At 71.6% G+C, this 14,751-nt stretch carries 14 protein-coding genes; 7 read left to right on the forward strand and 7 right to left on the reverse strand.

Annotated features, from left to right (window positions below; genetic code table 11):
- The first annotated feature begins 63 nt into the window (after positions 1–63).
- Together ABFX81_RS35115 and ABFX81_RS35120 are read left to right on the forward strand one after the other, a co-directional pair.
- Complete coding sequence (locus ABFX81_RS35115) at positions 64–225, forward strand: hypothetical protein (RefSeq protein ID WP_346139196.1); 162 nt, start codon at positions 64–66, stop codon at positions 223–225.
- A gap of 54 nt (positions 226–279) precedes the next feature.
- A complete protein-coding gene (locus ABFX81_RS35120) occupies positions 280–681 on the forward strand; it encodes an FhaA domain-containing protein (RefSeq protein ID WP_086852243.1) in 402 nt (133 codons plus the stop codon).
- 15 nt (positions 682–696) lie between these two features.
- Here ABFX81_RS35120 and ABFX81_RS35125 read toward each other — a convergent pair whose 3' ends face one another.
- The 3 genes from ABFX81_RS35125 to ABFX81_RS35135 form a co-directional block, all read right to left on the reverse strand.
- Positions 697–2,241 carry a phospholipid carrier-dependent glycosyltransferase gene (locus tag ABFX81_RS35125; protein ID WP_086852249.1) on the reverse strand — a complete coding sequence of 515 codons (1,545 nt, stop codon included), beginning with the start codon at positions 2,239–2,241 and terminating at the stop codon, positions 697–699.
- Between the two features lie 168 nt (positions 2,242–2,409).
- Complete coding sequence (locus ABFX81_RS35130; protein WP_346139197.1) at positions 2,410–4,326, reverse strand: phosphatase PAP2 family protein; 1,917 nt, start codon at positions 4,324–4,326, stop codon at positions 2,410–2,412.
- Between the two features lie 205 nt (positions 4,327–4,531).
- Positions 4,532–5,431, reverse strand: coding sequence for a BadF/BadG/BcrA/BcrD ATPase family protein (locus tag ABFX81_RS35135; protein ID WP_086852438.1), 900 nt, complete (start codon positions 5,429–5,431; stop codon positions 4,532–4,534).
- Between the two features lie 240 nt (positions 5,432–5,671).
- Between ABFX81_RS35135 and ABFX81_RS35140 the strand changes: the two genes are divergently transcribed.
- From ABFX81_RS35140 to ABFX81_RS35160, 5 genes are all read left to right on the forward strand, one after another.
- Entirely contained in the window at positions 5,672–6,787 is a 1,116-nt protein-coding gene (locus ABFX81_RS35140) for an ROK family protein (protein WP_086852440.1), read from the forward strand.
- Positions 6,788–7,061: 274 nt separating this feature from the next.
- Positions 7,062–8,390: an extracellular solute-binding protein gene (locus ABFX81_RS35145; protein WP_346139198.1), complete on the forward strand. Its 1,329-nt coding sequence runs from the start codon at positions 7,062–7,064 to the stop codon at positions 8,388–8,390.
- Positions 8,391–8,507: 117 nt separating this feature from the next.
- Positions 8,508–9,419 carry an ABC transporter permease subunit gene (locus tag ABFX81_RS35150; RefSeq protein WP_086855458.1) on the forward strand — a complete coding sequence of 304 codons (912 nt, stop codon included), beginning with the start codon at positions 8,508–8,510 and terminating at the stop codon, positions 9,417–9,419.
- Positions 9,416–10,318 (forward strand): ABC transporter permease subunit, encoded by a 903-nt coding sequence (locus ABFX81_RS35155; RefSeq protein WP_086855459.1) that lies wholly within the window; start codon positions 9,416–9,418, stop codon positions 10,316–10,318. The genes ABFX81_RS35150 and ABFX81_RS35155 overlap by 4 nt, the downstream gene beginning before the upstream one ends.
- A 2-nt stretch (positions 10,319–10,320) precedes the next feature.
- Positions 10,321–12,039, forward strand: coding sequence for a hypothetical protein (locus ABFX81_RS35160; RefSeq protein ID WP_086855460.1), 1,719 nt, complete (start codon positions 10,321–10,323; stop codon positions 12,037–12,039).
- Between the two features lie 60 nt (positions 12,040–12,099).
- On the opposite strand, the gene ABFX81_RS35165 is transcribed toward ABFX81_RS35160, so the two are convergent.
- The 4 genes from ABFX81_RS35165 to ABFX81_RS35180 all read right to left on the reverse strand — a co-directional run bounded on the left by ABFX81_RS35165 (position 12,100) and on the right by ABFX81_RS35180 (position 14,709).
- On the reverse strand, positions 12,100–12,801 hold the full coding sequence (locus ABFX81_RS35165; RefSeq protein WP_086855461.1) for a maleylpyruvate isomerase family mycothiol-dependent enzyme: 702 nt from the start codon (positions 12,799–12,801) through the stop codon (positions 12,100–12,102).
- Complete coding sequence (locus ABFX81_RS35170) at positions 12,786–13,322, reverse strand: GNAT family N-acetyltransferase (RefSeq protein ID WP_086855467.1); 537 nt, start codon at positions 13,320–13,322, stop codon at positions 12,786–12,788. Before ABFX81_RS35170 ends, ABFX81_RS35165 begins: the two co-directional genes overlap by 16 nt.
- Positions 13,323–13,395: 73 nt before the next feature.
- Positions 13,396–14,004, reverse strand: a complete 609-nt coding sequence (locus tag ABFX81_RS35175; RefSeq protein WP_086855462.1) for a hypothetical protein — start codon at positions 14,002–14,004, stop codon at positions 13,396–13,398.
- A gap of 45 nt (positions 14,005–14,049) precedes the next feature.
- Positions 14,050–14,709, reverse strand: a complete 660-nt coding sequence (locus ABFX81_RS35180) for a nucleoside/nucleotide kinase family protein (protein WP_086855463.1) — start codon at positions 14,707–14,709, stop codon at positions 14,050–14,052.
- Positions 14,710–14,751 lie beyond the last annotated feature (42 nt).

Consider the following 14,751-nt stretch of genomic DNA (forward strand, 5'->3'; position numbering starts at 1 on the left):
GGGCGCCGGGCGGGAACCCGCCGCGGCAGAAGATCCCGACACGACGCAGGAGGAGCCATCGTCATGACCGTTCCCGAGGAGAACCGGCCGAAGACGCAGACCACGGACGAGGTCCTGGAACAGCAGGACGAGCACCAGACCCGGCCGCCGGGCGCGAGCGGTCGCACGATGCGCGAGGCCCTGGAAGAGGCCGAGGTGCGGCCCGACGACTACGACGAGCATTAGCACACCCCCGGCCACCCCACTCGAACCGACGACGCTTCCGGCAGGTGAGACCGCATGGGCGCACTGAGTGCGCTGGAAGAGACACTGGAGAACCGATGGGAGGCCCTGTGGGCGCGGGTCCTCGACAAGGAGCCGGTCGAGGTCCTCGACGCACTGCGACACGCGTGCGACGACAACGCCGTGGTGTGCCGGGCGGACCGGGTCATGGTCCCCAACGCCTACGACGTGGAACTCTCCGACGAGGTGCACGACCAGCTGACGCGCCACGGCACCAACGTGGGCCAGGCCCTGACCGACAGCCTGGCCCGCCACGCGGAACGCAAGGGCTACGAGTTCGCGGGCCCGCTCGCGGTACACGTCGCGAGGTGTCCCGACGTGCCCAACGGGCGCTATCGCGTGGCCAGTCGCGTCATGCAGCACGTGAGCACGGACGGCTTCTTCCACGCGGCCCACTGAGGGGCCCTCGAGCGCTCAACGGCGATAGATCGTGATCGAGTGCCCGACATCGTCGACCGGGCGGCTGCCGCCGATCAACTCGGCCAGTCGCCCGGTCGCTTTCGCGGCCGCGGAGTCCGACACCGCCAGCACCCCCCGCACGTCACCGGCAGGCACCCCGCGCGGATCGCGGGACCGGATGCCGTAGAAGGACGGCACCCCGCTGCCCTTGTAGACCAGCCACACCCGCTCGCCCGGGTACCGCTCGCGCAGCCGCTCCGCGAGCCGCCCCAGATCCTGCCCCCAGTCCACGTTGGAGTCGTGCAGCGACTCCCGCGTCCTGCCCGGCCCGCCGAACGCCTCGTTGGAGTACGGCAAGTAGTAGGGGTAGGCACGCAGCGAACCGACCGCGACGAACGCCACCAGCGCCCCCACCGCGACGGAGACCCACCGCGGCCGCGCCACGAGGACGCAACCGGCCGCCACCGCGAGGAACAGCGGCAGGAAGACGGCGTACCGAGTGCCGAGGTCCCGCGCCCCCTGCATGGCCGCCGCCAGCAGCACCGCGGGCGCGGCCAGCACACAGGGCGCGGCCGGCCGCAGGCGGCGCACCGCGACCACGGCGACGGCCCCGGCGATCCACAGCGCGAGCATACCGAGCGGTGTCTTCACCAGCAGCGCGGCCGGCAGGTAGTACCAGAGCGAGCCCGAGTACAGCCGGCCGAACAGAAAGCCCTGCCACGGCCGGTTCTCCAGCCCGAACTGGATCCGCATCCCGTCCCGGTAGGCCTCCGGGAACGGCAGCGTCTCGACCAGCAGCCCCCGCAGCCCCCGCACGGTGGGGACATGCTGCTCCGGAGTCCAGCGCAGCCGCGGATCGACCATCAGATACGTCACCCACACGACGGCGACCGCGGCCAGTGCCACGACTCCGGCGCCCGCCGCCGCCCGCCCCAGGTTCCGCCCCCGGCCGGCTGCCGACGAGCGCCACACCGACACGGCGGCCAGTGCCATGAGCACAGGTGCGACAGGGAGCGTGCTCATCTTCGTGGCCAGGGCCGCCCCCAGCGCCACCCCGGCGAGCGGCACGTACAGCCGGGGCCCGCGGCGGGCCCGCCACAGCAGCCACGCCGACGTCAGCACGAACCCGGCGGCCGGCACGTCGAGCGTGGCGAGCGAACCGTGGGCGATGACGTCGGGGGAGAAGCAGTACAGGGCGAGCGCGGCCAACGCCCCGGCTGTCCCGGCCAGTTCACTGGCGAAGGCGAAGACGACCAGCCCGAACAGCAGCGTCAGCGCGATCACCGGGAGGCGGGCCCACAGCATCAGCCGCCACGGGTCGTTGCCCGTCTCGTAGAGCAGATGCCGCCCCTCATCGCCCTGGTCCCCGGTGAAGGACGGGTCGACGCGCGGATCCGCGAGGGCCACCCCGGCGCCGATGACGAGCTTGCCGAGGGGCGGGTGCTCGGGGTTGTGGCGCAGCCGGTGCTCGTGCGTGTACTCGACGGCGGCGCCCACGTACACCGGTTCGTCGATCGTCGGGGTCTGCCGCACGGCGGTGGTGACCATGGCGAAGGCCATCTGTCCGAGCAGCACGGACACGAGGAGCGGCAGCGCCCACCGTCTGCCGGACCGCGGGGCGGCTCCCGCCGGCGACGGCGGGGGGAGCGACAGCGGCCGGGGGACGGCGGGAGCGGTCCGGAGGTCCCTCATGGACCCACTCTGCACCAGCCCCCGCCGCTCCGGGCGTCACCGCTTCACGAGTCGCACCGACAGACCGTCAGCGGTGTGGACGGGCACGGCCCGCAGCGTCGTCGAGTCCAGCTCGACACGGTCGAACCGGCCGCGCAGCGCCGGAGCCGACAGGACCGGGACGGTGGTCCCCGCGACCGGCGGCCGCTCGGCGTCGAGCCGCAGCGACAGCACGCTGCCCGGGCCCAGCAGCAGGCGCCGGCTCACCGTGAGCGCCGGGCCGTGGTTCCCGCGCAGCGTCAGCTCCAGCGTCGACTCGCCCTCCTGGACGTACGAGCCGCGCACCCGCAGGACCTTGTCCGCGCGCAGCGTGCCGCCGGTGACCCGGACGTCGCCCTGTCCCAGGGCGTTCGGCGAGGCGGCGACCAGTGTGCCGTCCCCTACCACGGTCCCGCCGTGGTAGCGGTTGTGGCCGGTCAGCGTGAGCGTGCCCGTGCCGCGCTTGGTCAGCCCGCCGTCGCCCTCGATGTCGTTGCGCCAGCTGTCGGCCGCGTGGAAGCCCCCGGCCGCCGCGTCCAGTGTCACCGTGACGTCGGTGTCGAAGGCGCCGTATCCGTCCGCCGCCGCGAACAGGTTCAGCCGGCCCCACTGCTCGAAGCCGTCCAGCAGGACGTACCCGGAGGGCAGCGCGGTCGTGCGGAGCACCTCGCGGCGCTGGGCCGCGTTCAGGTACGGCAGCCGGGTCTCCAGCAGGACCTCCGCGCCCTTCGGCACGGTGAGCGGGTCCTTGCGGCCGCGGCGGGGCAGGACGTACGTCAACCGGTGGCGGACCGCCCGGGCGTTGGCCTCGCGGTCCGCGTACGTGTCATCGGCGTCCGAGTGGGCGTAGGCGTACAGCGTGTCCGCCGTCGTGCCGGTCTTCTGCGTGAAGTAGGCGAGGGCCTGGGCGCGCGCGGCCGCCTTGAGTTCCGCGTTCGCCGGGTCGGCCAGTGTCGCCGCGGTCAGGGCGGTCGCCATGATCCGGCCGCCGATGACGTCGACGGTGGAGTGCATGCCCGACATGATCCGGGTGTGGCTGAGCTCGAACGCCCGCGTCACCAGCTCCTGGAAACGCTCGGGAACCGCGTACGCGAAGGCCAGACCGGCCAGTTGGAAGGCGTTGGTGTGGCCGCTGGGGAACCCGCCGTCCTCCTCCGGGGTTTCGGAGCGCTGCCGCAGCAGCTGCGGGGCCACGATCACGTCCGAGTCGTACACCGGGTAGCCGAGGGCGTCCTTCTTCCCGGTGTCCACGACTTCGCTGTCCTCGTTCATCCGCCACGGACGCGGGTACTGGAAGGCGAACTTGGCCGGGTTGCCCGAGGCGAACGGCCCGCGCACGGTGTCCACCAGCTTGGCCACCTTGCCGAGCTCCGACTCGTAGGAGCCCGCGCCGAGCGCGGATCCGGCCGGGGCGTCGGAGGGCAGGGTGTCGCTGATCTTCCCCGGGGGCGTGCCGTCCGGGGCGCTGGTGATCGACGTGACCGCCTTGGCACCTGACTTGTACAGCCCGGCGAGCGGACCCAGCCCGCCGATCATGGCGTAGCTCTGGTGCTGACGGTCGTAGAGGAAGGCCTCCTTCGCCTGCGCCTCGGTGCGGGATGCCGTGACCCGGGCGCAGTAGCGCATGTTGGCGCGCAGTACCTCGCGGTCCAGGACCCGGCCGGTGTCCCAGGCGTCGCCGGTCTTCCACACCTGGGACATGCCGCCCAGGATCCGGAGGACCGCGTTGGTCTCGGGGGTCTGGTTCGTCAGGACGTTCGACTTGTAGTCGTCGACGAACGCGGCGGGGCCCGTGGCGGCCTTCGCGTCGGCGGCGGCGAGCCACGTGGCGAAGGCGGGCGCGGCCAGCAGACCGGCCGAGGCGCCCAGGGACGTCCTGAGGAAGCCCCGCCGGTTGACGGACGCGGTGGCGATGGGCCCGGCTGGTGACGGCATGCGTGTGCCTCTCTCGAGTTCTGCGACGGGTTCTTCCAGCCGTGCGGCCGGGGAAGGGCGTGCGATCGAGTGCGACTCGTGGCGCCTCTGGCGGCTTGTGGGGCGCCTGACGAGTGACGAGCGAAGATCTACGGCCGTGTCGTGACCCTTCGGAGAGGGATCGGCCACGAGCCGGTGTCCGGAACGAGAACGGCGTCCGCCCGGCTCACAGCAGCGAACGGGCCAGCGCCACCGCGCCTTCGACCGGCGGCACGCGCAGCCGCTGGGGTCGGGCCGCGGGCAGGGACCCGGCGAGCGCGGAGGTGAACGCCTCGTACAGCGCGGGCTGGGCGAGCACCGTGCCGCCCGCCACCACCACGTCGTCCACCGCGACCCCGCGCCCGGCGAGCCGTACGACGAGCGAGGCCAGCGCCCGGCCGCCGTCGGCGATCACGGCCGAGGCGAGTGGTGAGCCCGCCTCGGCGGCGGCGAACACGACGGGGGAGTGCCGGCCCCATTCGCCGGAGACGTCCGTGGCGGCCTCCAGCGCGGCGCCCAGCGCGGGTACCTCGGCCACGCCGAAGGCCGCGACCAGACCGGTCGCGAGTGCGTCGGGCTCCTCGCCGCGGTCGTGGGCCGCCCAGGCGGCCCGCGCGGCCTCGCGGACGAGTCCGGCCGCGCCGCCCTCGTCGCCGAGCACCGCGCCCCAGCCGCCGACCTGGACCGGACCGCCGTCGGGCAGCCGCCCCACCGCGACCGAACCGGTACCGGCGACCAGACCGACGCCCTTGTCCAGCCCGGCGGCGGGAACGAGCAGTTCGGCGTCGCCCACGACCAGCGCGGGCACCCCGAGCCGCTCCTGAAGCCCGGCCCGGATGGCTTCGCACTGGCGCGGCGTCTCGCAGGCGTGACCGCCCACGGCGACGGCGGACGGGCGGACGTCCGCCGGCAGGGCGTCACGGATCAGCGCGGCCAGCCGGCCGGCCGCGGCCCCGGGCTCGTGCGGCCGCCAGCCCGCGCTGCCGCGGACACGGTCGACGACGATTTCGCCGCCCGCGAGGGCACGCAGATGCGTCTTGGTGCCGCCCACGTCGATACCGACCACGTAAGGCGTGGAGTCCTGCACGGATCCTCTTTCGTCGTTGCGCGGTCACGGCGACGGCAGGCGAACCGTGCGTCGGACCACGCCAGTTGAAGAGGTAGGGAAGCCCCGGGACGGGCTTCTGCGGGCCACGGCAGGCGAGTACCGTGAAGTTCGTTAGGAAGTTAACTAACGAAGTAGGGTGCGCGTCAAGAGGCACGGAATCCCGATGCCGCGCGACCTTTGCCGCCGCTCTGCACGGCCGCAGTACGACCTGGGGAGACCATGCACCTGAGTGAGAGTGCCCGTGTGGTGTTCGACGTACTGGCCGGGACGGGCACGGCCACCCGTCCCCAGCTGGCGGCCGGTGCGGGCCTTTCCAAGCCGACCGTCTCCTCCGCCGTGGCCGAGCTGGAGGCCGTCGAGCTCGCCGCCCACTCCGGCAGGGCCTCCGGCGGCACCGGCCGCAGCGCCGCGATCTACCGTCTCGGACCGGCCGCCGGCGCCGTGCTCGCCGTCGACCTGGGGCCCGCCGTGACGCGGGTGCGCGGCTGCGCCCTGGACGGCACGCTGCTCGCCGAGGGCACCGGGTCCCGGCCGGAGGCCGCCGACACCGTCCGCAAGGTCCTCGACGCCCTGCCCACCGGGGCCCCGCTGCGGGCCGTCGTGGTCGCCGTCGGCGACGTCCCCATACGGGACCCCGCCGGGGAGCGCCCCGCGACCGCCAAGGCCGGACCCGTCTTCGACGCCATGGCCGTCGCCCTGCCCGAGGGCGTCCCCGTCCACCTGGAGAACAACGTCAACTGCGCCGCCCTCGCCGAGCTCCACGAGGGCGCCGCCGTCGGCCGCGACACCTTCGGCTACCTGCGCATCGGCGTCGGCATCGGACTCGCCGTCGTCATCGGCGGCCGGGTGCTGCGCGGCGCGAACGGCGCCGCCGGTGAGGTGGCCCGGCTGCCCTACCCCTGGGACGACGACCGCGCCCCGCGCCACGAGGGCCTGGAGCAGCGCATGGGCTCGCGCACCCTGCTGCGCCGTGCGGCCGAGGCCTGGCAGGACGGCGACGGGCCCCGCCCGCGCACCGCCGAGCGGCTCCTCGCCCTGGCCGGGCAGGGGCATGCCACGGCCGGTGCCGTAGTCGCCTCGCACGCCGCCGACGTGGGCCGGCTCGCCGCCGCCGTCGCCGCCGTACTGGACCCCGGGCTGATCGTGCTGGGCGGCGGCACCGGCGCGGATCCGCAGCTCCTGCCCGGTGTGCGGGCCGAGCTGGCCCGGCTGAGCTGGCCCACCGAGGTGGTCAGCAGCGTGGTGGGCGACACCGGCACGGTGGCGGGCGCCAGCAGGCTCGCGGTCGCCCATGGAATTCAAACCGTGACCGGAGCTGTTCGGGCGAAGCATTGACGGCTGCGCCATCGGTCTGCCAATGTCCGGACAAGCGCTTTCTGAGTCGGCCGGGACGCCGACTCCGGGTGAGCCTCCCGCCCGTACGAGAAGTACGGCAGCCGCACGAGGGCGTGCTTGTGCGACGCCGGCCGTCATGGCCGGGGACCCCACCCGTCAAGGCGTCGCGGCCGGGCGAGGCCGTGCCCCCGGAAAGCGAATTTTCCCGCAGACTGCACCCGTGCCGCCTCGGCTGGCGCCGTGCTTCCTCCGCTACGACGAAAAGGGATCGAAGATGACCAGTGTGGGTGTGCGGCGCTCCAGCCGACTCGGCCGCGGCGGCATACGCCGCGTGGTTCCCCTCGCTGCCGTGGCCACGGCAGGTGCCCTTCTGCTCTCCGCCTGCGGGTCGGGGTCCGACTCGGGTGGGACCTCCAAGTCGCTGACGTTCTGGATCTCCACGGTTCCGGGGCAGGACGCGGGCTGGAAGAAGCTGGTGGCCCAGTACAAGAAGGAAAAGGGCGTCTCCGTCAAGCTCGTCAACATCCCCTACGAGGGCTACACGACGAAGCTGCACAACGCCGCCCAGGCGAACTCCCTGCCCGACGTGGCGGCCGTGCCGGCGCTGGACCCCATCTGGTCGAGCAAGCTGATCGACCTCAAGTCCATCGCCGACAACAAGAACTACAACATCAACGCCAACTTCCTCGCCAAGGACTCGTCCGGGAAGGTGCTGGCCATCCCCTCGGACGTCACCGCGTCCGGCATGTTCATCAACAAGTCGCTGTTCAAGAAGGCCGGCGTCTCCTTCCCGACCTCGCCGGAGAAGACCTGGACCTGGACAGAATTCATCAAGGCGGCGAACAAGGTCCGCGAGAAGACCGGTGCCAAGTACTCCCTGACCTTCGACCAGTCACCCTCCCGGCTGCGCGCCATGGTGTACGAGATGGGCGGGAAGTACGTCCACGCGGACTCCTCCGGCAAGTTCTCGGCGGACGCGGCGACCAAGAAGGCCGTCAACACCTTCGTCGGATGGAACGACAACAAGACCATGCCGAAGTCGGTGTGGACCAGCGGTGCCGACCCGGCCGCCATGTTCCAGAGCGGTGACGTGGTCGCCTACTGGTCCGGCGTGTGGCAGGTCGCCGCCTTCGCGGACAGCATCAAGAAGTTCGACTGGGCGAGCGTCCCGACCCCCGCCCAGCCGGTGCAGGCCAGCGACGTCAACGCCGGCGGCTTGATGGTCGGCTTCAACAACAACGAGGCAGCGGCCACCGCCGCGCAGAAGTTCCTGTCCTGGGTCTACGAGCCGGACAACTACCGCACGCTGTGCGAGGCCTCCGGATTCCTGCCCGTCGAGAACGGTCTGAACCCGAAGTACCCCTTCACCTCCGAGGCGGCGCAGGCGGCGTTCAAGCTGTACAACGAGTCGATCCCGCTCTACGCCCCGATCTCCGGCTACTTCAACAACGCTCAGACGCAGTGGGTGCTGAAGGGCAAGAGCATCACCGAGGACCCGACCAAGACGGAACTCGGCAAGGCGATCAACGGCCAGCAGTCGCCCGAGAAAGCCCTGGAGAACATCGTGGCCGGCTACAACCAGCAGGTCGGCGGCGGTTCGTAGGCCGCTAGGGCCGGGCGGCGGGCGAGAGGCCGCCGCCCGGCCCGGACGCGCCCCTTGTCGCCGGGCTCATGGCGTGAGCCCCTCTGCAATCCCTTCCACCAGCACGGAGTCAGGAAGATGACCAAACGCGCCCCGGACGTGTCCGCGAGCCCGCCCAGGAGACGCAGCAAGTACACCCTTGCGCCGCTCGTCCTCATCGCGGCCAATGTCGTGCTCTTCGCGCTGTTCTTCGTCTGGCCTGCGGTGATCGGGCTCCTCTACTCCTTCACGAACTACACCGGCGTGGGAGTCTTCCAGTTCGTCGGACTGGACAACTACTCCAAACTGGTCGGGGACTCCACGTTCTACGACGCGCTGAGCCGGACGCTGCTCTACACCGTCCTCTTCGTCCCGCTGAACTTCGCGCTCTCGCTGCTCGCCGCCAACCTGGTGGTGAACAAGCACGCCAAGGGCTCGTCGGTCGCCCGTGTCATCTTCTTCATCCCGTGGCTGCTGTCGCCCATCGTCGTGGGCGTCCTGTGGCGGTGGCTGTTCGGTGAGAACTTCGGACTGGTCAACTACGTCATCGAGAAGCTCGGCGCAGACGCCGTTCCGTGGCAGTCGAACGCGGACCTGTCGCTGTTGGTGGTGGTGATGGCGGCGGCCTGGGCGTGGACAGGTTTCACGATGCTGCTGTTCATCGCGGCGATCAAGAACGTCCCGGTGTCGTACTACGAGGCGGCCGAGCTCGACGGCGCCGGTCCGTGGCGCAGGTTCATCAGCATCACGCTACCGAGCATCGCGCCCACCTCGTTCATCGTCATCCTGCTCAATACGATCAACGCGATGAAGGAATACCCGGTGTTCGTCGCCCTCAACAACGGCGGACCCGGAACCTCGAACAACCTGCTTGTCCAGTACATCTATGAGACCGGCTTCAAACGGGGCCAGATCGGCTACGCGAGCGCCGCGTCGTTCGTGCTCATGCTCATCCTGATGGCCGTCGCGATCATCCAGCTGATCGTCAACCGGCGGGTGGAGAACCGATGACAACCACAGACATGCCACGCCCGCTCGACGCCGACGCCAAGCAGCCCGTTCCCAGGCAGCGTCCCCGCAAGGCGGCGGGCGGTGGGTTCCGGCGGGCGGTGCCCCCGACGACACTGCTGTGGATCCTGGCGTGCCTGTACGGGCTGCCGGTGCTGTGGTTCATCCTCAGCTCCCTCAAGCCGGCCAGTGACCTGTTCTCCTATCCGCTGACCCTGGTTCCGCACGACCCCACCCTGTCGGGTTTCAAGGCAGCGTGGGACAGTGCCAACTTCTCCCAATATTTCATCAACACGGCCATCGTGTGCGTGATCACGACGATCCTCACGGTGGGTGTCAGCTGCTGCACCGGGTACGCGCTGGCCAAGTACGACAACAGATGGCTCAAGGCCTTCTTCCTCTGCATCCTGGCCACCACGATGCTGCCGGGCGAGGTCATGCTCGCCCCGTCGTTCCTGGTGGTTCGCGACCTCGGCCTCTACAACTCTTTCGGCGGCATCATCCTCCCGGCCGTGCTCACCGCGACCGGATGCTTCATGTTCCGCCAGTTCTTCCTGACGGTTCCCGACGAACTCGTGGAAGCCGCGCGCATCGACGGCGCCCGCGAACTGTCGATCTTCGTGCGGATCATGGTGCCGCTCTCCCGGCCCATCATGCTGACCCTCGCCATCCTGTCCTTCCAGTGGCGGTGGAACGACTACATCTGGCCGCTGCTGATGCTCAACGACCCCAACAAGTTCACCGTGCAGATCGGCATCCAGAGCATCGTCGGCGCGCAGAACATCAACTGGTCGGTCCTGCTCGGGGCGTCGGTCATCTCCATGATCCCGCTGATCGCCGTCTTCCTGGTGTTCCAGCGTTACGTCATGAACGCCGACATCAACGCCGGACTGAAGGACTGACCGTGCCCAACCCGCTCGACCACGAGTTCGTCCGCGCGGTGGCCCGCGCCGCCGACCGGCAGGCCGCCCCGCTCGCGGCCCGCCCCGACGAGGAACCCGCCGGTGTGACCCACCGCGCCCTGGCGCGCCGGGTGAGGACTCTGGTCGCGGCGTACCGTTCCCCGGATTCGGCACTGCACGGCAGCGGGCAGGCCGTCGCCGCCGCGATGACCCACCTCGGCGCCCTCCGGACCGCGCAGACCACCACCGGTCTCTTCGCCGGCGGCGACAACGTGCAGTCACCGCCGGACTCCGCGTTCACCGTCAACGACGTGTGCGACGCGCACGTCCTCGCCGCGGGCGCGGGGCCGGAACTGCGTGACGTCACGGCCGCGCTCGCCGAGATCGCCGGCGCCGCCTGCGAAAGTCTCCTGACCGGTGGGGTGCACACCCCGAACCACCGCTGGGAGCTCTGCGCGGCGCTGGCCCGCCTGCACCGGTCGTTCCCCGACGACCGGCTGCTCGACCGCGTCGAGGAGTGGCTCGCCGAGGGCGTCGACATCGACGCGGAGGGCCTGTACTCGGAACGCAGCGCCAACTACGCGGCCCACGTGACCAACCCGTCGCTGCTGCTGCTGGCCGACGTGCTCGGCCGCGCCGACCTGCTGGACGCCGTCGAACGCAATCTCGCCACCACCCTGGACCTCATCAGGCCGGACGGCACGGTGGAGACCGTCCACTCGCGACGGCAGGACCAGCACCACCCGTTCCCGCTCGCCCCCTACCTGCCGCACTACCGGCTGCTCGCGGTCCGCACCGGCCGGGGCGACTTCAGCCGGGCGGCGGGGCAGGCGGCCGCCGGCGGCATCGACGACCCCGGCCTGCTCGCCGAGACCCTCCTCACCCCGGACCTGTGCCGCGTCCTGCCGGCACCGGCCGCACAGGCGCTTCCACGCGACCGGTACATCACCACCGCGGGCCTCGCCGCACGCGCCTCGGCCACCGCGCACACGGTGGTGTACGGCGGCTCAGACGTGCCCGAGCACCGGCGCATCCGCTCGGGCCTCGCCTGCAACCCCACCTTCCTGCGCCTGTTCGCCGGCGACGCGGTCCTGGACGCGGTCCGCCTCTCACGGGGATTCTTCGACCTGGGCCCGTTCCGCGCCGCCGACATGCGGCAGCTCGCCGACAGCCGCTACCGGCTCACCGAAACCCTCTCGGCCGCCTACTACCAGCCGCTCCCGCCGGATGGGCGACGGGAGGACGGCGCCTACCGGATGGCGGACGAGGGACGCTTCTCGGCCGCGATGGCCTTCCTGGACCGGCCTCGGGACGAGGTCTCCCACACGACCCGCGTCGAGGTGGACCTGAGGGAGGACGGTGCCGACCTGCGGATCGACATCAGCGGACCACGGGTGCCCTGGGCCCTCGAACTGACCTTCCGGCCGGGTGGCGTGCCGGAGGGTGCCGTACCGATCGGCGACGGGCGCTGGTGCCTGACGGCCGGTCCGATGACCTACCGGGTCGGTGACGACGAGATCCGGATCGAGGCCGGCTTGGAGGCGGGCGAACCGCTGGCCGGACCGGACCGCAGCGACGTCCTGCGGTACGACCCGGGGCAGGACTACACCGTGGTGGGCGGCACCGATGCCACGACCGGGAACCGCGTCTACATCGGGGGACTCGGCCCGCACACACTGACCGTCGCACTGCGCGCACGCCGGCCCGCACCTGTCGTGTGACCCCGACGATTTACATCATGGCCACCTCAGGATCCTGCGGAACGGACGCCTGAGTGCGGATCACCCACGGCCCTGCGGCGGATGCGGCGGCCACGGCCCGAGCGCGGGCAGCCCCTCCTCCGCCACCGGCGACATGGCGGGTGTCCGGCCGGCCAGCCAGGCGGCCAGGTCGCGCACCCGCCCGGTGACCATCGTGCCGGTCCCGTCACCGACGGACCATTCCCGCGACACGTCCTCGGCGCGCACACCCGTGCCCGCCGGCAGCCGGCACAGCAGGAAGTCGATGGCGTGACAGGCCAGTTCCGCGGGCCACTCCGCCGGCCGGACGCCCAGGTCCAGATCGGTCATGTGAATCCAGGCCTCACGCCAGCGGGCGTAGACCGTCGCGGCGACGTCCGCGTTGCGGAACGTCACCGGACGGCCCCAGTCGGCGTCGCCGAGACGCGCCCAGACCGCTTCCAACTCGGCGATCCGGGCAGTGAGTTCGGCACGGTGACCGGCGGCACTGCGGCCCGCGCCTGCCTCGATGATCGCGTTGCGCTCGTCCACGCCACCGTCGTAAGCGGGCACGAGCTCTCCCCGCAGGGCGTGTTCCGCGAGACGGGCGAACATCCGGGCGTTGTCGGCGAGATGGGCCAGGACATGCCCGCGCGACCAGCCGGGCAGGGCGGACGCCGCACGGACCTGGTCGTCGTCGAGCGGGCCGACCAGGCGTGCCAGCACACGGTGGGCCTCGATCACCTCGGTCACAGGGGCTCGCACGGGTGTCCCTCCTGCACGTCGGGGGCGGGGTTCACGACGTCCGGTGCCTGAGCGGCGAGTTCGCTGAGGGGCGCACCACTGAGCCGGCACACCTTCCACTCCTCCAGGAGTTCCACCCCGAGCGACTTGTAGAAGTCGATCGTCGGGGTGTTCCAGGCCAGGACCCACCACTCGAAGCGGTCGTAGCCGTTGCTCCGGCAGGTCGCGGCGAGGGCGGCGAGGAGGGCCTTTCCGTGCCCCGCGCCGCGCGCCCGCGGCCGTACGTAGAGGTCTTCCAGGTGCATGCCGCGCGTGCCCGTCCAGGTCGAGAAGCGCGGGAACCACAGGGCGTAGCCCACGGCCTCACCCGTGCCGTCGTCCTCGGCGATCAGCGCGTAGGCGGCCGGGTGCTCACCGAACAGCGCCTCACGCAGCTGCTCCTCGGTGGCCCGGGCCTGCTCGACGGCCCGTTCGTACGCGGCGAGTTCACGGATCATCGCCCGGATCTCGGGGACGTCGTTCACTGTGGCGGACCTGATCATGCGACCGATCATGCCTCACTGCGGGCGCGGCCGGGAAACGGATTGCGGGCACGGGTGACTGCGCGAGTCCGCGTCACAACGGCAGACCGATCAGCCCCCATCCGCGCCGGCCGGCCTCCGTCACCACCACGCCCCACTCCCGCAACAGCACCGAGAACTCGTCGAAGTCCGCGATCCACCGCCCGGGACACGCGGCATGCACGCCGTACGGCTCGCGCAGGCTCTCCAGCAGGGGCTCGGCTCGTGCCCAGTGGCCGGCCAGCACTGACACGGCAGCGGGCGGGCAGGCGAGCAGCAGCCGACGATGCCAGGGATCGGGGTCCGCGGGGAACAGGCCGGAGACGGTGTCGTCGGCGTCGGTGCCGTCGTCCCAGACCAGGCTTTGCAGGAACGTGTCCAGGTGCGCGCGCTGTTCAGGCCCGGCATGCTTCCGCACGTCCTCCCAGGCCTGCCCCGCCCAGAAGTGCGGCTTGTAGGAGCCGGTGGTGCTGTGGAACTCGTACCGGCCGCACCACGGCACGCCCGACGCGGCGGGCCACACCCAGCCCCGCTCGGGCTCCGCGTCCCAGTCGCATTCGTCCTCGGGCAGCGCGGCGTCCTCGAGCAACGCGTACCGCTCCTCGAACGGCGTCCTCTCGAGCCGCTCCCAGTCGACTGCCAGCACCGTGATGTCCAGGCCCATGCGGGCACCTTAGGCACGTGACCGATGGCTGGTCGTGCGCATTGTTCACGTCCGCACGCGCGGCAGCGCCGACCCCGGCACCACCAGGTCGGCCCGCCCCCGGGTCGTCGCGACCAGTGCGGCGTTGGGCTGGTCCGAGCGGGACACCCAGGCCCGAGCCTCCTCGCGCGTCTTGCCGAACTGCTCGTGCCGGGTGACCAGTCGGCGGATCCGCTCCGGCTCGGGGAGTTCGCAGAACCACACCTCGTCGAGGAGGGGGCGGACGCGGGACCAGGCTCCGGTGTCCAGGAGGAGGTAGTTGCCCTCGGTGACGACCAGTCGGGCCGTCGGCGGGACCGGGATCGCGCCGGCGAGCGGCTGTTCCAGGACCCGTTCGAAGCCGGGGGCGTAGACGATGTCGTCGGCGTGTGTCTCCTCGCGCAGGCGCGCCAGCAGGGCCGCGTAACCGGCCGCGTCGAAGGTGTCGGGAGCTCCCTTGCGGTCGCGCAGGCCGAGGCGCTCCAGTTCGGCGTCGGCCAGGTGGAAGCCGTCCATGGGGACGTGCGCGACCCAGGGGACGCCCGATCCGTTCAGGTCCCGGACCAGGTGCTCGGCGAGCGTCGACTTGCCCGCGCCGGGGCTGCCGGTGATGCCGAGGATCGCGCGCCGGCCGCCCCGGGGCAGGGCGCGGGCGCGGCGGACGAGGTCGTCGAAGGTGAGCGGCACGGAAGAGAGTCTGTCACCCGCGTCCGGGCTCGGGCGCCGAGA

Origin of the sequence: Streptomyces coeruleofuscus (assembly GCF_039532725.1) — a bacterium.
GTDB lineage: Bacteria > Actinomycetota > Actinomycetes > Streptomycetales > Streptomycetaceae > Streptomyces > Streptomyces coeruleofuscus.

Coding starts and splice junctions, on each gene's coding strand:
- ABFX81_RS35115 (WP_346139196.1), top strand. CDS start 64: ATGACCGTTCCCGAGGAGAACCGGCCGAAGACGCAGACCACGGACGAG.
- ABFX81_RS35120 (WP_086852243.1), top strand. CDS start 280: ATGGGCGCACTGAGTGCGCTGGAAGAGACACTGGAGAACCGATGGGAG.
- ABFX81_RS35125 (WP_086852249.1), bottom strand. CDS start 2,241: ATGGCCTTCGCCATGGTCACCACCGCCGTGCGGCAGACCCCGACGATC.
- ABFX81_RS35130 (WP_346139197.1), bottom strand. CDS start 4,326: ATGCCGTCACCAGCCGGGCCCATCGCCACCGCGTCCGTCAACCGGCGG.
- ABFX81_RS35140 (WP_086852440.1), top strand. CDS start 5,672: ATGCACCTGAGTGAGAGTGCCCGTGTGGTGTTCGACGTACTGGCCGGG.
- ABFX81_RS35145 (WP_346139198.1), top strand. CDS start 7,062: ATGACCAGTGTGGGTGTGCGGCGCTCCAGCCGACTCGGCCGCGGCGGC.
- ABFX81_RS35150 (WP_086855458.1), top strand. CDS start 8,508: ATGACCAAACGCGCCCCGGACGTGTCCGCGAGCCCGCCCAGGAGACGC.
- ABFX81_RS35155 (WP_086855459.1), top strand. CDS start 9,416: ATGACAACCACAGACATGCCACGCCCGCTCGACGCCGACGCCAAGCAG.
- ABFX81_RS35170 (WP_086855467.1), bottom strand. CDS start 13,322: ATGATCAGGTCCGCCACAGTGAACGACGTCCCCGAGATCCGGGCGATG.
- ABFX81_RS35175 (WP_086855462.1), bottom strand. CDS start 14,004: ATGGGCCTGGACATCACGGTGCTGGCAGTCGACTGGGAGCGGCTCGAG.